Below are 22,360 nucleotides of genomic sequence, written 5' to 3' on the forward strand. Positions count from 1 at the left end.
CGGGGCAAAGCGGTATCGGCCGCTGATAGCCTCCAAGCGCTTTCTCGTCAAAGGCGAAGCATTGATACTTATTTCAAGTTTCGCTGATGATTGGCGCGAAAACCGAAATGACCGGGCGTCTGCCCGGCCATCTCATGCGCGGCTTGCGGCCGGGAGTTGCCGTCAGCCGATCTTGATGAGCTTGCCTTCCTTGACAGACTGGACCGCCGCATCGGCGAGCGCCAGCGCGGCAAGGCCGTCGGCGCCGGAGGGCGAAATCGTTGCGTCCTTCTCGACCGCGGCGATGAAGCTTGCGATCTCATTGGCGTAGGCTTCCGTGTAACGGGTCATGAAGAAGTCGTGCAGCGGCGGGCGCGTGTAGCCGTCACCGTTGGCGACTTCGATCGAGAACGGACGCTGATTCTCGGCTGCAACCATGCCCTTCGAACCGTGCACTTCGATACGCTGGTCGTAGCCGTAGGTGGCACGGCGGGAGTTGGAGATGATCGCCTGCTTGCCGGACTTCGTCTGCAGGATGACCGAAACGCTGTCGTAGTCGCCGGCCTCGCCGATCGCCTTGTCGACAAGGACCGCGGCCGTTGCGGTTACCGAGACCGGCTCCTCGCCAAGCAGGAAACGGGCCATGTCGAAGTCGTGGATCGTCATGTCGCGGAAGATGCCGCCAGAACGCTTGATGTAGTCGACCGGCGGGGCCCCCGGATCGCGCGAGGTGATGGTCACCATCTCGACCTCGCCGATGCGGCCGTCGTCGATTGTCTTGCGCACGGCCATGAAATGCGGGTCGAAGCGGCGATTGAAACCGACCATCAGCTTCGCCTTGGTCTCATCGACAACCTTGATGCAGGCCTTGACACGGGCAACGTCGAGATCGATCGGCTTTTCGCAGAAGATCGCCTTGCCGGCCCGCGCGAAGCGCTCGATCAGATCCGCGTGAGTATCGGTCGGCGTGCAGATGACGACGGCGTCGATATCCTTGGCGGCCTCGATCGCCTCGATCGTACGGAGCTCGCAGCCATAAGCGGAAGCGATCGCTTCAGCCGCCTGCGGAAGCGCGTCGGCGACAGCGACGAGCTTCGCATTCGCGTCGCCGCTCACGGCTTTCGCGTGAACCTTGCCGATGCGGCCGGCGCCGAGAAGACCAAATCTGACTGTCATGAGAACCTCCCTAAAATTCGGAACAAATAAACCGAATTGTGACAATTGTGGAATTTTCATTCCATCTTCTATTCGAGCAGTCAAGCCCGTTGCCCTTTCACATTCTCGAAATCCATCCTAAAGACAAGTGATCGAAATATGACCGGGGAACACATGCAGCTGATCGATCCAAACCATCCGGCCTACCGCCGCGTCTGGGTGCGGGCGTTGATCGTGGGCCTGTGCCTGGGCTGGGCGGCGCTGGAGTTCATTACTGGCGACCCGTTCTGGGGCGTGCTGTCGGCCGGCGCCGGCGTCTATGCTTTTTACATGCTCTTCTGGACTTTCAAGCCGCAGCCACCCGCCGAAGCCGCCGAGGCTCCCAAACCGGAAGAGACGGACCCCGAATAATCAGCGGCTGCGACGTCGCACGGCTTCATCGATCAGCAGGTTCGCGAGCATCATTCGCTTCGTTGCATTCTCCCGGAATGCAGGCGCGACGCGATCGGGATGGTTCGACTTGGCAAAGGCACGGCGCTTTTCGTTCAGCGTCTGCAGCGTATCGGCGGCTGTGATGGAGAGCTCCGCAGCGATTTCGGCAGGCGCAGTGCGCGCAAGATGGTCCGGCATGACGGGTTCCGGCTCAGGCTCAGCAACGGGCTGCGGCTGGATTTCCTGGTCTGCCGCGGCAACGGGCGTCTCCAGTTCCAGAATATCGAGATAGGCTTGGCCGGCCCGTTGCGACGCCGCTGATACGCCCTCCATGACGTCGAAGGCGAGACCGGTGCTGAAGCCATGGATGCGATGCGCGACGGACGCCTCTGCCTCGTCTTCGCTCGCCTCCTCCGCTTTCAGCCGCTCCAGAACGGATTGAAAAACCGATTGCCCGAACAACATGCCCCTTCCCTTCGAAGCGGTGCATTAAACACCGCCAGCATGGCGCCGGGCTTGCGCTCATCCTCCCTGCTTCCGGCTTTCTTCGAGGATGAGGTCGTAGAGAAGCCGCGCGCTCGGAGGCAGGGCGCGCTCGCGTGCGGTGATTAGGCTGTAGGGTTTTACGTCGATCTTGAAATCGGTCGGCAGCACGCGCACGTCGGATGCCTTCGCATCCTGGCCGGCGAGAAACTGGGCAACATCCAGCGCCACGGGCGCGATCGCGTCCGTCTCGCAGATGATCGCGCAGGTGAGCAGCAAGGAAGACGTATTGACGATATTTTCCGGCAGCGGCACGCCCGCCGCCAGAAAGATATCCTCCAGCGTCCGCCGAAGCAGCGTGCCCGGCGGCTGGAAGACCCACCCGTAACCATGGAGATCGGCGAGGCTGCTCGCATTCTTCTTGAGGAGCGGATGGTCCCTGCGCACGATCAGACAGGCTTTTTCGATGCCGATCTCGCGCACTTCGAAGAGTCGCGGATTAACGTCGTCGGGAATGCGGCCGATGATGAAATCGTGCCTGGCGGCGAGCAATTCCCGCGCGAGAACGTTGCTGGTCTCCACTTCTATGTTGATCTCGATGCCCGGAAACGCCTTGCGAACCTTGTCGATGGCGGGAACAACCAGGCTCATGGCCGGCGCTGTGACCGCGCCGATGAAGACGGAACCGCCCTTGCCGCTCTTCAATTCGCTGATCTCGCGGCTGGCCTCGCGCAGTTCCAGCAGAATTTTTCGTGCACGCTTGGCGAGTGCCTGTCCGAAAGTCGTCAGCACGACACCGCGGGCGATTCGTTCGTAAAGCGGCGTCTTCACGATCGATTCCATCTCAGCGAGCATTCTGGAGGCGGCAGGCTGGGAAATATTCAGGATCTCCGCTGCCGCGGAAATCTGCCCGCTATCTTCGATTGCGACGATCATGCGCAGGTGATTCAGCTTCAAGCCCGCACGCAGAAAGGCATCATCGCCAAAATTATCGCTGTGGATATCGATTCGATCCTCGGAAATCGACCCGGAAACAATCGCCATGGTTGCAGCCTCCCATCTGCCTTCCATCAAAAGTAATACTTTTTAACGATATACCAAATTTGTTATGCACTTTACCACTTATTCTATTTGACAGTTATAAGATTCCATACGAGTTTGCGGCCGTGTGCTGGTTGGCACTCAACACGTGTGAGATCGTGGAGGAGACCTACTTCGTTTCTCACCATCTGAAGTAACTATCCAATCTACGGAACCTGCCACAGTTTCGTGGCGGGCGAATTTTCGTCCGCCGTCTATTAACAAGGGAGAGAGAAATGAAATCCATTATCTCATTGATGGCTGCGGCCGCCTTCGGCGTCGCTTCATTCGTTATGCCGGCACTGGCGCAGGACAAGGGGACCGTCGGCATCGCAATGCCCACGAAGTCTTCCGCTCGCTGGATCGATGACGGCAACAACATCGTCAAGCAGCTTGAGGCAGCGGGCTACGGCACCGACCTGCAGTATGCAGACGACGACATTCCGAACCAGCTGTCTCAGATCGAGAACATGGTCACCAAGGGCGTCAAGGTTCTCGTCATCGCCGCCATCGACGGCACGACGCTTTCCGACGTTCTCCAGAAGGCTCATGACGCCGGCATCAAGGTCATCGCCTACGACCGCCTGATCCGCGACTCGGCCAACGTCGACTACTATGCAACGTTCGACAACTTCCAGGTTGGCGTTCTGCAGGCAACCTCCATCGTTGACGCCCTCGGCCTCAAGGATGGCAAGGGTCCGTTCAACATCGAACTCTTCGGCGGTTCGCCGGACGACAACAACGCCTTCTTCTTCTACGACGGCGCAATGTCTGTCCTGCAGCCCTACATCGACAGCGGCAAGCTCGTCGTGAAGTCTGGCCAGACCGGCATGGACAAGGTCGGCACGCTGCGTTGGGACGCGGCAACGGCCCAGGCCCGCATGGACAACCTGCTCTCGGCTAACTACACCGACGCCAAGGTCGACGCCGTCCTGTCTCCGTACGACGGTCTCTCCATCGGCATCATCTCGTCGCTGAAGGGCGTCGGCTACGGCACCCCGGATCAGCCGCTCCCGGTCGTTTCCGGCCAGGACGCTGAAGTTCCGTCCGTGAAGTCGATCATTGCTGGCGAACAGCACTCGACAGTCTTCAAGGATACGCGCGAACTCGCCAAGGTTACCGTTGCAATGGTTGACGCTGTCATGTCCGGCAAGGAGCCGGAAGTCAACGACACGAAGACCTACGACAACGGCGTCAAGGTTGTTCCGTCCTACCTGTTGAAGCCGGTAGCGGTCGACAAGACCAACTACGAGAAGGTTCTCGTCGAAGGCGGTTACTACACGGCTGACCAGCTGAAGTAATTGTACCAAGTTGGCCGGAATCCGCTGGTTGCGGGTTCCGGTCTTCACTTTTATGATCGTCGCGCCGTATTTCCGGCTGCTGGCGTTGGATTTTGACTATGGACAATACAATCCTCGAAATGCGGAACATCACCAAGACGTTCCCGGGCGTAAAAGCGCTTGAGAACGTGAACCTCAAGGTTCGTCAGGGTGAAATTCACGCATTGGTGGGCGAGAACGGGGCCGGAAAATCGACCCTCATGAAAGTTCTCTCCGGCGTTTACCCGGTCGGCACTTACGATGGCGAGATCGTCTACGAAGGCGAAGTCCGCAACTTCAAGGTCCTGAAGGACTCGGAAGAAATCGGCATCGTCATCATCCATCAGGAGCTGGCGCTCGTGCCGCTTCTGTCGATTGGCGAGAATATCTTCCTCGGCAACGAGAATGCCAAGAGCGGCATCATCAGCTGGCAGGAAACGTTCAACCGCACGCGGCAGCTGCTCGCAAAAGTCGGCCTGCGCGAATCCCCGGACACGCTTGTCACCGACATCGGCGTCGGCAAGCAGCAACTCGTCGAGATCGCCAAGGCGCTGTCGAAAAGCGTGAAGCTCCTGATCCTCGACGAACCGACGGCATCGCTCAACGAAAGCGACTCAGATGCGCTGCTGAACCTGCTGATCGAGTTCCGCAACCAGGGCCTCACCTCGATCATCATCACCCACAAGCTGAACGAAGTGCGCAAGGTTGCCGACCAGATCACGGTTCTGCGCGACGGCATGACGGTCAAGACGATGGACTGTCACACCGAAGAAATCAGCGAAGATATCATCATCAAGAACATGGTGGGCCGCGAGCTTGCCGATCGTTATCCGCCGCGCTCCGTGCCGATCGGCGAAACGATCCTCGAAGTCAAGAACTGGAACGCCTATCACCAGCATCACCGCGACCGGCAGGTGCTGCACAATGTCAACATCAGCGTCCGCAAGGGCGAAGTCGTCGGCATCGCCGGCCTGATGGGTGCCGGCCGCACTGAATTCGCCATGAGCGTCTTCGGAAAGTCCTACGGCCACAAGGTCAGCGGCGAAGTGCTGATGCATGGCAAGCAGGTCGATGTCAGCACCGTCCGCAAAGCGATCGACGCCGGTCTCGCCTATGTGACCGAGGACCGCAAGCATCTCGGCCTCGTGCTCGGCGAGAACATCGTTCACAACACCACGCTCGCCAATCTAGCCGGGGTGTCGAACGCGACGATCATCGACAGCATCAGGGAATCCAAGGTCGCATCAGACTACCGCTCAAAGCTGCGCATCCGCAGTTCCAGCATCTTCCAGGAAGCGGTCAATCTTTCGGGCGGCAACCAGCAGAAGGTCGTGCTGTCCAAGTGGCTGTTCTCCGATCCCGATGTCCTGATCCTCGACGAACCCACCCGCGGTATCGACGTCGGTGCAAAATACGAAATCTATACTATCATCAACCAGCTCGCCGCCGACGGCAAAGGCGTTCTGATGATCTCATCGGAAATGCCGGAACTGCTTGGCACGTGCGACCGCATCTATGTCATGAATGAAGGACGTATCGTTGCGGAACTGCCAAAGGGAGAGGCGAGCCAAGAAACCATCATGCGCGCTATCATGCGCTCAGGGGAGAAGAAACAATGACTCCGGTCAACCCTCCAGCAGCCGAAGAAAGCAACGTCGTTTCCGTTGCCGACTATATCCGTGGCAATATCCGTGAATACGGCATGCTCATTGCGCTCGTCGCGATCATGGTTTTCTTTCAATTCTACACCGGCGGCATTCTCTTCAAGCCGGTGAACCTGACGAACCTCGTTCTGCAGAACTCGTTCATCGTCATCATGGCGCTCGGGATGCTGCTCGTCATTGTGGCCGGCCATATCGATCTGTCCGTCGGCTCGATTGTCGCCTTCGTCGGCGCCCTCGCCGCGATGATGATGGTCACGTGGCAGATGAATTTCGTCGTGGCGGGCATTCTGTGCCTGATCATCGGCGGCATCATCGGTGCCGCACAAGGCTACTGGATCGCCTATCACCGCATCCCGTCCTTCATCGTCACGCTTGCCGGCATGCTGGTCTTCCGCGGCCTGACGCTCTTCGTACTCGGGGGCAAAAACATCGGCCCGTTCCCGAAGGATTTCCAGATCATCAGCACCGGCTTCCTGCCGGGCAGCATGATCGACATCGCCGGAACGCCGGTGCAGTCCACGTCGCTGATCCTGACACTCATTATTCCGGTCGTGCTGTTCTACCTTGCCTGGCGCCGCCGCAAGGTCAATGAGAGCCACGGCATCGATGTCGAGCCGATGGGCTTCTTTATCGCCCAGAACGCCGTCGTTTCCCTGGCGATCCTCTTCCTCGGCTATCAGCTTTCGACCTACAGAGGCCTGCCGAACGTTCTCGTCGTCATGCTCGTGCTGATCGCAGCCTATGCATTTGTCACGCGCCGCACGACGATCGGCCGCCGCATCTATGCGATGGGCGGCAACGAAAAGGCCACAAAGCTCTCCGGTATCAACACCGAGCGCCTGAGCTTCTACACCTTCGTCAACATGGGCGTCCTTGCCGGTCTCGCAGGCATGATCGTGGCGGCTCGCCTGAACTCGGCAACGCCGAAGGCGGGCGTGGGCTTCGAGCTCGACGTCATCGCGGCGTGCTTCATCGGCGGCGCTTCGGCCTCCGGCGGTGTCGGCAAGATCACCGGTGCCGTCATTGGCGCGTTCATCATGGGCGTCATGAACAACGGCATGTCGATCGTCGGCCTCGGTATCGACTTCCAGCAGATGGTGAAGGGCCTCGTGCTTTTGGCCGCCGTCTTCTTCGACGTTTATAACAAGAATAAGGGCTAAGCGCTCCGGCGCCAGTCCAGGCATTTGCAGTCATGAGAAAGACCAGGCCCGGCTCCCACGGGAGTCGGAGAGGCGGAGCTTGTCCGCACCCAGCTAAAGAGGATGAAAGCCGTGCTTATTTCGCAGATCAAGGGTTCGAACGGAGAGATCATCGTCGCCGTGCGTGAGCCGGGCGGTGCAGCGAAAGCCGTGAAGAATGCAGGCAGCGTTTACGCGCTGGCAATGGAAGCTGCAGACGCCGGCAAGTCGCTCGTTTCCATCATCGAGGCGCGTGGCTATGGCGATGCCGTCGATCTGGAAAAGGCCTATGCCGAGGGTAAATTCCTCCCGCCGATCACGCATCCGGATGCTGCTCACCTGCATCTGACGGGTACGGGCCTTACGCACCTTGGCTCGGCGGCGACCCGCGATTCCATGCACAAGAAGACCACCGAGGCCGCGGAAGAAACGCTCACGGACTCGATGAAGATGTTCAAGATGGGCATCGAGAACGGCAAGCCGAAGGCCGGAGAAAAGGGCGTCCAGCCCGAATGGTTTTACAAGGGCAACGGCTACGGCGCTGCAGCACCCGGCGCTCCCCTCGTCTCCCCTTCCTTCGCGCTTGACGGCGGCGAAGAGCCGGAAATGGCCGGCATCTACGTGATTGCCAAGGACGGTACCCCGTTCCGCATCGGCTTTGCGCTCTCCAACGAATTTTCCGACCACGTCACCGAGCGGATCAACTATCTCTATCTCGCCCACTCCAAGCTGCGTCCAGCAAGCTTCGGTCCGGAAATCCGCATCGGCGTTGCCCCGGAAGACATTCGCGGCACCTCGCGCATCAAGCGCGGCGACAAGGTGATCTTCGAAAAGCCGTTCCTCTCCGGTGAGGCGAACATGTCGCACACTTTCGCGAACCTTGAATATCACCACTTCAAGTATGGCCTCTTCCGCGTCCCGGGCGACGTTCACGTCCACATGTTCGGCACGGCGACGCTCTCCTTCGCAGATGGCGTCAAGACGGAAGAAGGCGATGTTTTCGAAATCGAGGTTGCCGAATTCGGCCTGCCGCTGCGCAATCCGCTGAAGGTTGCCGCCGAGGAAAATATCGCTGTGAAGCAGCTTTGAATTTTGCGCTGGGCTGGCCGCGATCTGCGGCCGGACCACTTTGTAAAGGGTAAAGGAGGCTCGTTCAGCCCATGACCATTTATCAAAACCTGATCGCCGGCGAATGGACCGGCGCCGAGGCCGTCGAAAACATCAATCCGTCGGATACGAAGGAGGTCGTCGGCCTCTACGCGAGCGGCTCCGCCGCCGACACCAGGAACGCGATCGCCGCCGCCAAGGCCGCCTTCCCGGCCTGGTCGCGTTCCGGCATCTGGGAACGCCACGTCATCCTGAAGAAGGCCGGCGACGAGATCATGGCGCGCAAGGACGAACTCGGCGCGCTGCTTGCCCGCGAAGAAGGCAAGACACTGCCCGAAGCCATCGGCGAGACGATCCGCGCCTCGCAGATCTTCGAATTCTTCGCAGGAGAAGCGCTGCGCCTGGCCGGCGAGGTCGTGCCCTCCGTGCGTCCGAACATCGGCGTCGAGATCACCCGCGAGCCACTCGGCGTCATCGGCATCATCACGCCCTGGAACTTCCCGATCGCGATCCCCGCCTGGAAGATCGCCCCGGCGCTCTGCTACGGCAACACCATCGTCTTCAAGCCGGCCGAACTCGTGCCTGGCTGCTCCTGGGCGATCGTCGACATCCTCAACCGTGCAGGCCTGCCGAAGGGCGTGCTGAACCTCGTCATGGGCAAGGGCTCGATCGTCGGCCAGACGATGCTCGACAGCCCCGACCTTGCCGGCATCACCTTTACCGGCTCCGTCGGCACCGGCAAGCGGGTCGCGGTGTCCTCGATCGAGCATCATCGCAAGATTCAGCTCGAAATGGGTGGCAAGAACCCGATGGTCGTCCTTGATGACGCAGATCTTTCCGTCGCCGTCGAAGCAGCGGCCAACTCGGCCTTCTTTTCGACCGGCCAGCGCTGCACGGCATCGTCTCGCCTGATCGTGACGGAAGGCATCCACGACAGGTTCGTGGCGGCCATGACCGAGAAGCTGAAGACCCTGAACGTCGATCACGCGCTGAAGACCGGCACGCATATCGGCCCGGTCGTCGACGAGCGACAGCTCAAGACCGACACCGATTACATCGAGATCGGCAAAAAGGAAGGCGCCAAGCTTGCCTTCGGCGGCGAACTGATTTCGCGTGACACACCCGGCTTCTACCTGCAGCCGACGCTGTTCACCGAAGCGACCAACCAGATGCGCATTTCCCGCGAGGAAATCTTCGGACCTGTGGCATCGGTCATCCGCGTCAAGGATTACGAGGAGGCGCTGGCTGTCGCCAACGACACGCCGTTCGGCCTGTCGTCGGGCATCGCGACCACCAGCCTCAAGCACGCGACGCACTTCAAGCGCAATGCCGAAGCCGGCATGGTCATGGTCAACCTGCCGACCGCCGGCGTCGACTTCCATGTTCCCTTCGGCGGACGCAAGGGCTCGTCCTACGGCTCGCGCGAGCAGGGCAAATACGCCGCCGAATTCTTCACAACCGTCAAGACCGCCTACACCTTGGCGTAACGACATCATCGGCTTGCGGGTCGCGCGAGGCGACCTGGAAGCCGTGAAGGATAGAGACTATGAAAAAGAAAGCTGAATGGCCGCGTAAGCTGCGGTCGCAGGAATGGTACGGCGGCACGAGCCGAGACGTCATCTATCACCGCGGCTGGCTGAAGAACCAAGGGCATCCGCACGACCTGTTCGACGGACGGCCGGTTATCGGAATCCTCAACACCTGGTCGGATCTGACGCCGTGCAACGGTCATTTGCGAGAGCTCGCCGAGAAGGTGAAGGCGGGCGTATGGGAGGCAGGCGGCTTCCCGGTCGAGGTACCGGTATTCTCGGCATCTGAAAACACCTTTCGCCCAACCGCAATGATGTATCGCAACCTTGCCGCGCTCGCGGTGGAGGAGGCGATCCGCGGCCAGCCCATCGATGGCTGTGTGCTGATGGTCGGCTGCGACAAGACCACGCCGTCGCTTCTCATGGGCGCAGCTTCCTGCGACTTGCCCTCGATCGTCGTCACAGGCGGGCCGATGCTGAACGGCTATTTCCGCGGTGAACGCGTCGGCTCAGGCACGCATCTGTGGAAGTTTTCCGAAATGGTGAAGGCTGGCGAGATGACCCAGGCCGAGTTCCTCGAGGCGGAAGCCTCGATGAGCCGTTCGTCGGGGACCTGCAACACCATGGGCACCGCCTCCACCATGGCTTCCATGGCCGAGGCGCTCGGCATGGCGCTTTCCGGCAACGCCGCGATCCCGGCGGTCGATTCCCGCCGCAAGGTCATGGCGCAGCTCACCGGCCGACGTATCGTTCAAATGGTTAAGGACGATCTGAAGCCCTCCGACATCATGACGAAAGAGGCCTTCGAGAACGCCATCCGCACCAATGCGGCTATCGGCGGTTCGACCAACGCCGTCATCCACCTGCTCGCCATGGCCGGCCGGGTCGGCGTCGATCTTTCGCTGGACGATTGGGATCGATGCGGACGCGAGGTCCCGACCATTGTCAACCTGATGCCGTCGGGCAAGTACCTTATGGAGGAGTTCTTCTATGCCGGCGGCCTGCCGGTGGTGCTGAAGCGCCTCGGCGAGGCGGGCCTCCTGCACAAGGATGCGCTGACGGTATCCGGCGAAACCATGTGGGATGAGGTCAAGGACGTCGTCAACTGGAACGAGGATGTGATCCTGCCTGCCGAAAAGGCGCTGACCTCTTCGGGCGGCATCGTCGTGCTGCGCGGCAATCTGGCGCCGAAGGGCGCGGTGCTGAAGCCTTCGGCCGCCTCCCCGCACCTGATGGTGCACCGAGGCAGGGCGGTCGTGTTCGAGGACATCGACGACTACAAGGCCAAGATCAACGACGACAGCCTCGACATCGACGAAACCTGCGTCATGGTCATGAAGAACTGTGGACCAAAGGGCTATCCGGGCATGGCCGAGGTCGGCAACATGGGCCTGCCACCCAAGGTGCTCAAGAAGGGCATCACCGACATGGTGCGCATCTCCGACGCCCGCATGTCCGGAACGGCCTACGGCACCGTCGTGCTGCACACCTCCCCGGAAGCGGCGGTCGGCGGGCCGCTCGCGGTGGTGAAAAACGGCGACATGATCGAGATGGACGTGCCGAACCGTCGTCTGCATCTCGACATTTCTGAGGAAGAGTTGGCCCGGCGGCTCGCCGAATGGCAGCCGAACCATGATCTGCCGACGTCCGGCTATGCCTGGCTGCACCAGCAGCATGTCGAAGGAGCTGATACCGGGGCCGACCTCGACTTCCTCAAGGGATGTCGCGGAAACGCGGTCGGCAAGGACAGCCACTAGCGGAGCGCATCCGAGACCGCAAATCGATGAAGAGGCGGGGGGTCAAGCCCCGCCTTTTTCGTTGGTTGGTTGGAAAGAAAAGGGCTTACAAGCCGATCAACGCCGTGTCGCCGACTGGCATGGCGGCGCCGATCCAGGCCCGCACGCACCATCCAGCTCGAGGTTTTTCGATGAGGATCAGGCCAAGCGCCGCACCGCTTGGGTCAAGCCGCAAATGCCGCTCGAGGGCGGCTATGGCCAGCTCACATCACACGGGTCTTACAGACCGATAAGGGTGCCGACCTCGATTTCTTGGTCGCCCCACGCGGCTCGAAGATCCCGATCGACCCCGCCGCCCTGGTGCCAAACGGTCCCCAGCATCAAAGGGCGGGGCGAAAGTTCTGCCTTTTTCTTGCGACCGGCATTTCTTCCGGAACGTTCTCGCCTCGCCGCCGTTACCGCGGTAGGGAGGGAACCATGCCTGGAGTGCAAAAATTGATTGTGCTCAGTGCCTTCAACAAGGACGAGCACGGTACCCTGATTCCGGCTTTCGAGCCTCGGCAAATGAAGAGGGAAGAAACGGCCGTCTATATCGCCCAGACGCTCGTCAAGGATTATGATGGGGTCGTCGTCTGGTGCAGCGAGAAAAACCATGCCATCGGCGAACATGGCCCGTCGGTGATCCTGTTCCGGTCAGGTCTGGTGCCGGAATTCGAGTAGCCACAGGCTTTTATCGTATCAAAGCTCCGGGGCGGGCGAGGCAGGATGACCGTTTATTCCGTCAGGCACATCACCCATTATTCCTACAAACGGCCTGTTGCCTTTGGCCAGCACCGCGTGCTTTTCCGCCCGCGGGACAGCTTCGACCAGCGCCTTTTGGATGCAACGATGACGATCGATCCGGAACCGGCAGAAATCCGCTGGATACACGACGTCTTCGGGAACTGTATTGCGCTCGTGGATATAGACCGCCCGGCGGATCAGTTGCGCTTCGAGACCAATATTCGCCTCGACCACACGCCGCAGGTGCCGCTCGATCTCGAAATCGATCGAAAGGCGTTGACCTACCCTTTTTCCTACGACGACGAGGAGATGACGGACCTTTCCTGCACGATCACGCGCCACTACGAGGATCCGGGTGGCGCGGTCGCACACTGGGCGCATCAGTTCGTCGGAACAAGCTCGTCGGGCCAGACAGGCCACGTCCTGATGACGCTCTGCTATGCGATCCACGAGAGTTTCGTCTATGCCCGCCGCTCTGAACATGGAACGCAGGCGCCGATCCAGACGCTGATGCTGCGGCAGGGAACTTGCCGCGACTTTGCCCTGCTGATGATGGAAGCGGCGCGTTCGCTTGGCCTCGCCGCCCGTTTCGTCACCGGCTATATCTACGTACCGGATCGCGACGGCTCGACGACGCTTGGCGGCGGCTCGACGCATGCCTGGTGCCAGGTTTACCTCCCGGGCGCCGGCTGGGTGGAATTCGATCCCACGAACGGCATCGTCGGCAACCATGATCTGATCCGCGTCGGCGTTGCGCGCGATCCTCGACAGGCGGTTCCGCTCTGGGGCAGCTATGACGGAGCAGCGGACGATTTCGACGACCTGGTCGTGCAGGTCAATGTCACCACCGAACAATAAAAAATGGCGAAAGGCCCCTACCCTGTGGAACTGAAAGGTTCTCCTGGCGTTCTTTGATGGCCTGCGGGCTTGCTGGACGAAGGAGCTTCCATGAAGATTCGCGCTGGTTTCACGATCGGCTATGAATGTGTGCAGCCAACGCCAATGCTTCTCGTCCTCAATGTCCATCCTTCGCGGCGTCCCGACCTCCTGACGGATCAGGTGCTGTCGTTCAGCCAGCCGATCGTGGCATGGAACTACACGGATAGTTTTGGAAATTCGTGCACGCGCATCGTCGCGCCGCCTGGACTGACCACGATTTCGACCGCGTTCGAGATCTACGACAGCGGCCAGCCGGATGCGGTGCCGCTGGATGCGCCGCAACACGAGATCAAGGACCTGCCAGACGACGTGCTCGTTTTCCTTCTCGGCAGCCGTTACTGCGATACGGACCGGTTGAGCGATTTCGCCTGGGCAACGTTCTCGAACACGGAACCCGGCTGGCCGCGGGTGCAGGCCATTGCCGATTTCGTGCACGGCCATATCGAATTCGACTACCTGAAAGCCGATCTACTGCGTACCGCGCATGGTGGCTATTGCGACAAGACCGGCGTCTGTCGCGACTTCGCGCATCTTGCCATAACGCTCTGCCGCTGCCTGAACATACCAGCGCGCTATTGCACAGGATATCTCGGCGATATCGGCGTGCCGCCCGATCCTGCGCCGATGGATTTCAGTGCCTGGTTCGAAGTTTATCTGGGCGGCCACTGGCATACGGTCGATGCCCGGCACAACGTTCCGCGCATCGGCCGCATACTGATGGGAACCGGCCGCGATGCGACGGATGTGGCCATCTCGACCGCTTTCGGCCCGGCTGTATTGAAGCAGTTCGATGTCGTGACGAAAGAGGTGGCCGGCGATAACGGCGCCATCGCCTAAAACATTTTCACAGTCAGTGGAAATCCCGAGCGGTGAGCGTCAGATTATTTCCACGCCGATTTGCATAGGCTCTGGCGGCTGCTTCCTGGATCGTAGAGCGTGCGGCGTCAAAGGCATTGAGACAGGCAAGCTCCGAAGCGTTCGCCGCAGCGGATTGTCCAAGTGCTGCTGCTTCGACGAGAAATCTGATTTCGAACATGCCGTCGTAGCCGGTAAAGCGTACAGCCTTCCTCGTTTCGTCGAAAGTACGGCTTCTGTTGGGAAAGATAAGCGTCATTCGGTTAGTCCTCCAAATGAGCGCGGTCAGCGCGAAGAGCTGCAGCGATCAGATCGCATTCAAATGTGTGAGCACGCAGTTGCTGATTGAAATCGACGAGCTGTTCCGTGGCCAGCGAGCTCGGTTCTCCCCGCAGTAAAACACCCGCAATATGGGCTTCCTGCGCCGCGATGTGCTTTCTGTCTTCCGCCACGCGCCGGCGGGAAAGCTCCAGATCTTTCGAAGAATAAGCCATAGCTTATTATAGCACGGCTTTAAGCCGAAATCTAAGTAATGCCAAAATGAAAATCTTGCGATCGTCTTTCTGCGAATGGTTTTAAGCCACGTTTGCCATCAGCTTTGGCTTTGCATCTGGCCCTGATCTTCGACCGTGACCATGACCGAGAGTTTCTCGCCCGGCGTGCCGATGCGCATGCCGGAAACCGGGGCTGCGTCGCGGTAGCATAGGCCGGAAGCGACGCGGACGTAGCGGGCGTCGGGGCAGATGTCGTTTGCCGGATCGAAGCCGACCCAGCCGAGGCCAGGAATGTGCGCTTCGCCCCAAGCGTGCGTCGCGGCCTGCTCCGCCTTCCCCTCCATCATCAGGTAGCCGGAGACATAGCGCGTGGGCACCTGCAGTGCGCGAGCCGCCGAAACGAAGATGTGGGCATGATCCTGGCAAACGCCGCTCTTCTTCTCCATCGCCTGTTCGGCGGTCGTGTCCGTGTTGCTGGTTCCCGGCTTGTAGTCGACCGCTTCGTGAATGGCCCCCATCAGCGCGTGCATCAGCGCGAGTTCATTGTCCCCGTTTACGGTCCGTATGAGTTCCCTGATGAGCCTGCCGGGCTTGGTGCGCGGCGTGTCGCGCAGGAACAGCCAAAGCGGGCAAAAGCCTGTATGTGGGCCGGTCACTCCATGGCGATCTTCGGTTTCCACTTCACCCTCGGCGACGATGCGCGTCACCTGCTGTTCGCCTTGCAGCGAGACGAGGTTCACATGGTTGCCGAACTGGTCGTCATACTCCACCTCGGGCTTGGCGCCTTCGACATGCAACGACCAGTTCAAAACGTTCTGACCGAAGGCTGAGGGCGGTGTCAGGCGCAGCCGCTGCAGCGAGAACTGCGACGGCTCGTCGTAGTGGTATTCGGTGACATGGCTAATCTTCAGTCTCATCTCATGCCCCGCTTATACGTAGAACCGATAGCCGTCGGAAATTTCCATGCCCAGCTGGTTGTTGCGATTGACGAAATCCTCAAGGAATTCGTGCAGCCCCTGGTCCATGACGTCCTTGATCTGCCTCGTTTGCAATGATGTCCGGATGGCGTCGGCGGTCTCGTGGGCCGACAGCCGTTCACCGCCATAACTGCTCGATATGTAGCCGAGGTTGCTGACGATCTTTTCGTAACAATAGGCCAGCGACCGCGGCATCTGGCCATTCAAGATCAGGAAGTCGGCGATATTGGCCGCCTTGTACTCCTCATCATAGGCCCAGCTATAGGAACGGTGCGCTGAAACCGAACGCAGGATCGATTCCCACTGCACATTGTCGATCGAGGACCCCACCTGCGAGATGGATGGCAGCAGCACATAGTACTTCACGTCGAGAATGCGGCTCGTATTGTCCGCCCGCTCGATGAAGGTGCCGATGCGCGCGAAGTTATAGAGCTCGTTTCTCAGCATCGAGCCATGAAAGGCCCCGCGGATAAGGCCCGCGCGCCGCTTGATGACATCGATGACCTCGGGCATTTCGGCCGCCTTGAGGCGCTTGGAAAGCAGGGCCTTGAGCTCGATCCAGCATTCGTTGGTCGCCTCCCAGGTCTCGCGCGTCAGGGCCGTGCGAACCATGCGGGCGTTGTTACGGCCGGAATCGATGCACGACATCACGCTCGAAGGGTTCGAATGATCGCGCAGCAGATAGTCGATCGCATCGACCCTGGTGAGTTTGGCGTGCCCTTCGTCGTAGGCTTCGCGGACACCCGCACTCTGCAGCACGCCATCCCAGTCGTCGTCGCCTGTGCCGCTTCGGGTCAGCGACATGCGCAGGCCGGCATCGATAAGACGCGCGATATTCTCGGCGCGCTCGATGTAACGGAACATCCAGTAGAGTCCGTTTGCAGTTCTTCCGAGCATCAATCCTCCAATACCCAAGTGTCTTTGGTACCGCCGCCCTGGCTCGAATTGACGACCAGCGAGCCCTGCTTCAGCGCGACGCGGGTCAAGCCGCCCGGAATGATCTGCACCTTGTCGGAAACCAGCACATAGGGCCGCAGGTCCACATGGCGCGGTGCGATGCCCTTGTTGACGAGGATCGGCACCGTGGAGAGCGACAGCGTCGGCTGGGCGATATAGTTGTTCGGCCGGGCCTTCAGCTTTTCGGCAAAATCGGCCCGCTCCTTCTTCGAGGCCGTCGGGCCGACCAGCATGCCGTAGCCGCCGGAGCCATGCACCTCTTTCACGACGAGTTCTTCGAGGTGTTCCAGCACATATTTCAGGCTGTCGGCCTCCGAGCAGCGCCAGGTCGGCACGTTTTCGAGAAGCGCCTTCCGACCGGTATAGAACTCGACGATCTCCGGCATGTAGGAATAGATCGCCTTGTCGTCGCAGATGCCGGTGCCTGGCGCATTTGCGATGGTGATGTTGCCGGAGCGGTAGACATCCATGATGCCCGGAATGCCGAGGGCGGAATCGGCACGGAACGTCAGTGGATCGAGGAAGTCGTCATCGACGCGGCGATAAAGCACGTCGATCGCCTCATAGCCGCGGGTCGTGCGCATCTTCACCTTGCCGTCGATGACGCGCAGATCCGCCCCCTCGACCAGTTCCACGCCCATCATGTCGGCGAGGAACGAATGCTCGTAATAGGCGGAATTGTAGATGCCGGGCGTCAGCACGGCGACGCGTGGCTTGCCCTTGCAGCCGGGGGGGGCGAGCGAGGCAAGCGATTGGCGTAGCAGATATGGGTAGTCCTCGACGCGCTGGACCTTGTTCTCGTGGAAGAGTTCCGGAAACATCTGCATCATGGTTTCCCGGTTTTCCAGCATATAGCTGACGCCGGACGGCGTGCGGGCATTGTCTTCCAGCACGTAGAACTGATCCTCGCCGGTGCGCACGATGTCGGTGCCGACGATATGCGTATAGACGCCGCCGGGCGGGCGGAAGCCGATCATCTCGGAAAGAAACGTATCGTTCTTCTCGATCAGCTCACGCGGAATGCGGCCGGCGCGGATGATCTCCTGCTTGTGGTAGATGTCGTCGAGGAAGGCATTCAGCGCAATGACGCGCTGCTCGATGCCCTGAGCGAGCTTCCGCCATTCGCGGCCGGAAATGATGCGCGGGATGATGTCGAAGGGAATGAGCTTCTCGGAGGAATCCGCATGTCCGTAAACTGCGAAGGTGATACCGGTTTTCCGGAAGATGTTTTCCGCGTCGCGAGATTTGGCAATCAGATGCGCCCTGTCCTGGGCATTGTACCACTCGAAATATTTCTCATATGGCTGACGGGGATTTTCATCCCCGGTGATCATTTCATCAAATGCCAAAGGTGTGGCTCCCCTTCTTTTTGTTCATTTGAATACAATGCAAAAGGCAATGCAAGAACCATGCACAGTTCGAAGAGAAGATTCCTATAATCGCTCTCGGCGCCAAAAACAGCCGAAAAACCGGGCATTTAGGCGGCTGCATCGCGAGGGCCTGGACGGCCGGTCGAGCGAGCACGACCAAAAAGTGGGCATGTGATTATTTTCCGCCCGCCCCGTCGAGGCAAATCGCGCCAGTGGACTTTGGGTGGAGCGCGCCCGCAAGGGCCGATGGCTCAGCCGTGCCCCGTTCCGCCTGCATTGACGATATCCTCGTCGATCACGGCAAGCGCCCGGTTCAGATGTCCTTCGAACACGAGGTTCTGCTCGTCCGCGACCACTCGCAATTCCGGCATGCCTTCCATGCGCACTATATGCGATTGCCCAAGGCCCTCCTCAATCCCCTGCCGCAGCAAATCGTAGTAGCGCGTGCCCGGCCCGGTGATTGCGACCGGCATGCGCTCCGTCAGGCTCAGCACGCGCGACAGCCCGTTGCCGAGCGCAAGGCCCGCCTGGCGGAAGGCGAAGGCCGGCATGCGATGCCCCTGGCGGGCCTGCGCGGCGATCTTGTCGAGTTCGGCGACCGGCACGAATTTTGCCGGGATCGTATCGAGCGGCACCTCGAAGGCCGTTCGAAGGATCGCATAGAACCCGGCATGCGCCTCAATGCATCCCTTGGCGCCGCAACGACAGAGACCGCCATTGGCCATGTGCAGCATATGCCCGAAATTCGGCGCCGATATCTCGTGGCCGCCATGCGGCGTGCGTCTGACAATGCCGAGGCCGATGCTGTGGCCGAGCGAGAGTGCGGCAAGCGAGCGGAAATCCTCGCCTTTTACATTCTCCTCACGCGCGCCGAGCGCGGCGGCGACGAGCAGTGTTTCATTGTCCAGGATGATCTTCGCCTGCCATTCCGGACGCAGTGCTGATTCGAAATCGATCTGTTCGCTGCCGAAGATCGGCGACCAGACGAGCACGGGCTCGAGCGAATTCACCAGCCCTTTGCTGCTGATTGAGATCAGCAAGACTTTGTTGCGGCTGATCCGGGAACGCTCCAGAATACGTGACAAACCCGCCTTGACCGCAGCCGCGAAGCGCGCCGCCCCGGCAGGGTCATGCGAACGTTCCTCGCTGAAGCGATCGATCAGCTTGCCGGCATAATCCACCAGCGAATATTGCACGGCATCCGACGAGATGATGACCACGATCAGATAGCCGCAGTCCCGCCGCTGCCGGAAAAGCACGCGTGGCCGTCCTCTTCCGCTTGCCGCCTGATGCTCCGATTTCTCGATGATCTGCGCCTTTTCGAGATCGGCGGTGATCGCAGAAACCGTTGCGGAGGAGAGACGCGTGTAGTCGGAAATCTCGGTGTGCGCGACCGCGCCGTGGCGGCGGAGAGCGGAAAGCACCAGCACGCTATTCCTCTGCCGGACCAGCTCCGTGCTCGATTTGGTCAGCATGAATTGCCGCCCTCTCCCCGTATTCCGCCCCGCTTTCACACCGAATCTCCAGCCGTTTTTCCGCAATGGAATTTAGCCGGTAGTGCGGTGTTGACAGTTGAAAAAATCTCTGACACTAAATTTCTCGACTGTCGAGAAAATAATTTATGGATTTCTGGACAGCGATCCGCGGCGACCGGAGGAAACATTCGGGCTGGGTCGACCGCAATTCATTCGGGAGGACAATATGAAGTCTATTTTGAAGCTGATGGCCGGCACGGCCATCCTCATTTCCGTGCACACGGCGGCCATGGCTGCTGATCTTGTCGTCGGCGTTTCCTGGTCGAATTTCCAGGAAGAGCGCTGGAAGACCGACGAAGCCGCCATCAAGAAGGCCCTCGAAGCCAAGGGCGCAAAATACATCTCTGCTGACGCCCAGTCGTCTGCCGCAAAGCAGCTGACAGACGTTGAATCGCTGATCTCGCAGGGCGCGAACGCCCTCATCGTGCTTGCACAAGACTCCGATGCCATCGCCCCGGCCATCGAAAAGGCCGCCGCCGAAGGCATCCCGGTGGTCGGCTACGACCGCCTGATCGAAAATCCGGCAGCCTTCTACATCACCTTCGACAACAAGGAAGTGGGCCGCATGCAGGCAAAGGGCGTCTTCGACGCAAAGCCTGAAGGCAACTACGTCTTCATCAAGGGTTCCTCGTCCGACCCGAACGCAGACTTCCTGTTCTCGGGTCAGATGGAAGTGCTGAAGGCCGCAGTCGACGCCGGCAAGATCAAGAATGTCGGCGAAGCCTATACAGACGGCTGGAAGCCGGAAAACGCGCAGCGCAACATGGAACAGTTCCTGACCGCCAACGACAACAAGGTTGACGCCGTTGTTGCTTCGAACGACGGCACGGCCGGTGGCGCAATCGCCGCTCTGGACGCACAGGGTCTCGCCGGCTCCGTCCCGGTCTCCGGCCAGGACGCCGACAAGGCAGCACTCAACCGCGTCGCCCTCGGCACCCAGACGGTCTCGGTCTGGAAGGACTCGCGCGAGCTCGGCAAGCGCGCTGCCGAAATCGCCCTCGATCTCGCCGCCGGCAAGACCATGGACAAGATCGAAGGCGTTGAAACCTTCAACGGCGGCCCGAAGGGCGTCGCCATGCAGTCCGTCTTCCTGAAGCCGCTGCCGATCGCCAAGGACAACCTCAACGTCGTCATCGACGCCGGCTGGATCAGCAAGGCGGAAGCCTGCCAGGGCGTCAAAGCCGGTTCGGTTGCTGCCTGCAATTAAATCGCTACCGCCAGGTTGAAAACAGTGTCGGCGCCGCAACGGCAAACCGTTGCGGCGCCGGATGCGGATCGAGATCCGGCGCCAGCCCGGGTAGCGACCGCTGATCGAGCGCCATTATCCATCCCGCCCGATGCCGTCATGGCAGCTGAGACCGGATCTGCAGAGATCGGTGATGGTGATAGTTTAAGAACTGGGCGTAAGTGGCGGCGGTTGACTAAGAAGAGCGCCGCAGCCTGCCCAAACGATGGGGGAACGGCAAACCCATGGCCGAAACGGTACATTCCACGACTTCCAACGGGCCGCGCAACGCGGAAGCCAATCCGGTGGCGCGCTTCTTCCGCGCGACGGAGATCGACACCCGCCTTCTCGGCATGGTCGGCGCGCTGCTGATCATCTGGATCGGCTTCCAGATCATGACCGGCGGCCTCTTCCTGACGCCGCGCAACCTCTGGAACCTCTCGGTCCAGACCTCGTCCGTCGCCGTCATGGCGACCGGCATGGTGCTGGTGATCGTCACCCGCAACATAGACCTTTCCGTCGGCTCCATGCTCGGCTTCTGCGGCATGGTGATGGGCGTCTTGCAGGCGCAGGTGCTGCCGCAATATCTCGGCTTCAACAGTCCGGCCACCTGGATCATCACGCTTGCTGCCGGCCTCATCGTCGGCGGATCGATCGGCATGCTCCAGGGCATGATCATCGCCTTCCTGAACGTGCCGTCCTTCATCGTCACCCTCGGCGGGCTTCTGGTCTGGCGCGGCGCCACCTGGTTCGTCACCAGCGGCCAGACCGTCGCGCCGATGGATATCAATTTCCGCATCATGGGCGGCGGCACGGACGGCTCGATCGGCGCCACGTGGAGCTGGATCGTCGGCGTCATCGCCTGCCTCGCCATCATTGCCAGCATCATCAATTCCCGCCGCCAGCGCCGGCGCTTCGGCTTCCCGCGGCGCCCGCTTTGGGCCGAATACTTCCTATCGGCCCTCGGCTGCGTGCTCGTGCTCGGTGCCATCGCCGTCGCCAACAATTATTACTGGCCGACAAACATCGCCAAGAGATATGCGGAGGCAAACAGCATTCCCTGGCCGGAGTCCGGCCTCGATATTCCCTACGGCATTGCCGTGCCGGTTCTGATCGCCGTCATCGTCGGCGCGATCATGACCTTCGTCGCGACGCGCCTGCGCTTCGGCCGCTACGTCTTCGCCATCGGCGGCAACCCGGAGGCAGCCGAGCTCGCCGGCATCAAGACCCGCTGGGTCACGGTACGCATCTTCGCGCTCATGGGCCTGCTCTGCGCTATCGCCGGCGCAATCTCGACCGCCCGCCTCAATGCCGCGACGAACGCGCAAGGCGAGCTGGACGAACTCTATACCATCGCCGCTGCCGTCATCGGCGGCACGTCGCTTGCGGGCGGCACCGGCACCATCGCCGGCGCCATGCTCGGCGCGCTCGTCATGCAGTCGCTGCAGTCCGGCATGGTACTGCTCGGAATCGACAGCCCGCTCCAGAGAATCGTTGTCGGTGTCGTCCTTGTCGTCGCCGTCTGGCTCGACACGGTTTACCGCGCCCGCGCCAAGTAAGAGG

The 22,360-nt window shown here is 60.5% G+C and carries 21 protein-coding genes; 12 read left to right on the forward strand and 9 right to left on the reverse strand.

The window, feature by feature from the left end; translation table 11 throughout:
- Nucleotides 1-162: 162 nt before the first annotated feature.
- Nucleotides 163-1,155, reverse strand: a complete 993-nt coding sequence (iolG, locus tag A3C3_RS0123790) for an inositol 2-dehydrogenase (protein WP_022717086.1) — start codon at nt 1,153-1,155, stop codon at nt 163-165.
- Nucleotides 1,156-1,308: 153 nt separating this feature from the next.
- On the opposite strand from iolG, the gene A3C3_RS0123795 reads away from it, so the two are divergent.
- Nucleotides 1,309-1,545 (forward strand): hypothetical protein, encoded by a 237-nt coding sequence (locus tag A3C3_RS0123795; RefSeq protein ID WP_028739939.1) that lies wholly within the window; start codon nt 1,309-1,311, stop codon nt 1,543-1,545.
- Here the strand turns inward: A3C3_RS0123795 and A3C3_RS0123800 are convergent, their stop codons facing one another.
- Both A3C3_RS0123800 and A3C3_RS0123805 read right to left on the reverse strand, forming a co-directional pair.
- On the reverse strand, nt 1,546-2,031 hold the full coding sequence (locus A3C3_RS0123800; RefSeq protein WP_022717087.1) for a hypothetical protein: 486 nt from the start codon (nt 2,029-2,031) through the stop codon (nt 1,546-1,548). It abuts the gene before it with no gap.
- Nucleotides 2,032-2,088: 57 nt separating this feature from the next.
- A complete protein-coding gene (locus A3C3_RS0123805; RefSeq protein WP_022717088.1) occupies nt 2,089-3,093 on the reverse strand; it encodes a LysR family transcriptional regulator in 1,005 nt (334 codons plus the stop codon).
- A 272-nt stretch (nt 3,094-3,365) separates the two neighbouring features.
- Here A3C3_RS0123805 and chvE point away from each other — a divergent pair, with 272 nt between their 5' ends.
- The 9 genes from chvE (at nt 3,366) to A3C3_RS0123855 (ending at nt 14,221) form a co-directional block, all read left to right on the forward strand.
- On the forward strand, nt 3,366-4,430 hold the full coding sequence (gene chvE, locus A3C3_RS0123810) for a multiple monosaccharide ABC transporter substrate-binding protein (RefSeq protein WP_022717089.1): 1,065 nt from the start codon (nt 3,366-3,368) through the stop codon (nt 4,428-4,430).
- Nucleotides 4,431-4,528: 98 nt separating this feature from the next.
- Nucleotides 4,529-6,067 carry a multiple monosaccharide ABC transporter ATP-binding protein gene (gene mmsA / locus A3C3_RS0123815; RefSeq protein WP_022717090.1) on the forward strand — a complete coding sequence of 513 codons (1,539 nt, stop codon included), beginning with the start codon at nt 4,529-4,531 and terminating at the stop codon, nt 6,065-6,067.
- Nucleotides 6,064-7,272 carry a multiple monosaccharide ABC transporter permease gene (mmsB, locus tag A3C3_RS0123820; protein ID WP_022717091.1) on the forward strand — a complete coding sequence of 403 codons (1,209 nt, stop codon included), beginning with the start codon at nt 6,064-6,066 and terminating at the stop codon, nt 7,270-7,272. Before mmsA ends, mmsB begins: the two co-directional genes overlap by 4 nt.
- Before the next feature lie 111 nt (nt 7,273-7,383).
- The gene (araD1, locus tag A3C3_RS0123825; RefSeq protein ID WP_028739940.1) at nt 7,384-8,379 is read left to right on the forward strand and encodes an AraD1 family protein; all 996 of its coding nucleotides are present in this window, start codon (nt 7,384-7,386) and stop codon (nt 8,377-8,379) included.
- A 71-nt stretch (nt 8,380-8,450) separates the two neighbouring features.
- Nucleotides 8,451-9,884, forward strand: a complete 1,434-nt coding sequence (locus A3C3_RS0123830) for an aldehyde dehydrogenase family protein (RefSeq protein ID WP_022717093.1) — start codon at nt 8,451-8,453, stop codon at nt 9,882-9,884.
- 59 nt (nt 9,885-9,943) lie between these two features.
- Nucleotides 9,944-11,683, forward strand: a complete 1,740-nt coding sequence (gene araD / locus A3C3_RS0123835) for an L-arabinonate dehydratase (protein WP_022717094.1) — start codon at nt 9,944-9,946, stop codon at nt 11,681-11,683.
- Between the two features lie 474 nt (nt 11,684-12,157).
- Complete coding sequence (locus tag A3C3_RS0123845) at nt 12,158-12,382, forward strand: hypothetical protein (protein ID WP_246719151.1); 225 nt, start codon at nt 12,158-12,160, stop codon at nt 12,380-12,382.
- 45 nt (nt 12,383-12,427) lie between these two features.
- On the forward strand, nt 12,428-13,303 hold the full coding sequence (locus A3C3_RS0123850; RefSeq protein WP_022717097.1) for a transglutaminase family protein: 876 nt from the start codon (nt 12,428-12,430) through the stop codon (nt 13,301-13,303).
- A 90-nt stretch (nt 13,304-13,393) separates the two neighbouring features.
- Nucleotides 13,394-14,221, forward strand: coding sequence for a transglutaminase-like domain-containing protein (locus tag A3C3_RS0123855; protein ID WP_028739941.1), 828 nt, complete (start codon nt 13,394-13,396; stop codon nt 14,219-14,221).
- A gap of 13 nt (nt 14,222-14,234) precedes the next feature.
- On the opposite strand, the gene A3C3_RS0123860 is transcribed toward A3C3_RS0123855, so the two are convergent.
- The 6 genes from A3C3_RS0123860 to A3C3_RS0123885 all read right to left on the reverse strand — a co-directional run bounded on the left by A3C3_RS0123860 (nt 14,235) and on the right by A3C3_RS0123885 (nt 19,512).
- Nucleotides 14,235-14,498 (reverse strand): DUF1488 family protein, encoded by a 264-nt coding sequence (locus A3C3_RS0123860; protein WP_022717099.1) that lies wholly within the window; start codon nt 14,496-14,498, stop codon nt 14,235-14,237.
- A 4-nt stretch (nt 14,499-14,502) separates the two neighbouring features.
- Nucleotides 14,503-14,733: a hypothetical protein gene (locus tag A3C3_RS0123865; protein ID WP_022717100.1), complete on the reverse strand. Its 231-nt coding sequence runs from the start codon at nt 14,731-14,733 to the stop codon at nt 14,503-14,505.
- A 98-nt stretch (nt 14,734-14,831) separates the two neighbouring features.
- Nucleotides 14,832-15,650 carry a transglutaminase family protein gene (locus A3C3_RS0123870; RefSeq protein ID WP_022717101.1) on the reverse strand — a complete coding sequence of 273 codons (819 nt, stop codon included), beginning with the start codon at nt 15,648-15,650 and terminating at the stop codon, nt 14,832-14,834.
- Between the two features lie 12 nt (nt 15,651-15,662).
- The gene (locus A3C3_RS0123875; protein ID WP_022717102.1) at nt 15,663-16,607 is read right to left on the reverse strand and encodes an alpha-E domain-containing protein; all 945 of its coding nucleotides are present in this window, start codon (nt 16,605-16,607) and stop codon (nt 15,663-15,665) included.
- Nucleotides 16,607-18,016, reverse strand: coding sequence for a circularly permuted type 2 ATP-grasp protein (locus A3C3_RS0123880; RefSeq protein ID WP_022717103.1), 1,410 nt, complete (start codon nt 18,014-18,016; stop codon nt 16,607-16,609). Before A3C3_RS0123880 ends, A3C3_RS0123875 begins: the two co-directional genes overlap by 1 nt.
- Nucleotides 18,017-18,288: 272 nt before the next feature.
- On the reverse strand, nt 18,289-19,512 hold the full coding sequence (locus A3C3_RS0123885) for an ROK family transcriptional regulator (RefSeq protein ID WP_022717104.1): 1,224 nt from the start codon (nt 19,510-19,512) through the stop codon (nt 18,289-18,291).
- 226 nt (nt 19,513-19,738) lie between these two features.
- Here A3C3_RS0123885 and xylF point away from each other — a divergent pair, with 226 nt between their 5' ends.
- Both xylF and A3C3_RS0123900 read left to right on the forward strand, forming a co-directional pair.
- Entirely contained in the window at nt 19,739-20,779 is a 1,041-nt protein-coding gene (gene xylF / locus A3C3_RS0123890; protein ID WP_022717105.1) for a D-xylose ABC transporter substrate-binding protein, read from the forward strand.
- 263 nt (nt 20,780-21,042) lie between these two features.
- Nucleotides 21,043-22,356, forward strand: coding sequence for a sugar ABC transporter permease (locus tag A3C3_RS0123900; protein WP_022717107.1), 1,314 nt, complete (start codon nt 21,043-21,045; stop codon nt 22,354-22,356).
- The last annotated feature ends 4 nt before the right edge of the window (nt 22,357-22,360 follow it).

The sequence above is a fragment of the Rhizobium mongolense USDA 1844 genome (genome assembly GCF_000419765.1).
In the GTDB taxonomy this organism is placed as follows: domain Bacteria; phylum Pseudomonadota; class Alphaproteobacteria; order Rhizobiales; family Rhizobiaceae; genus Rhizobium; species Rhizobium mongolense.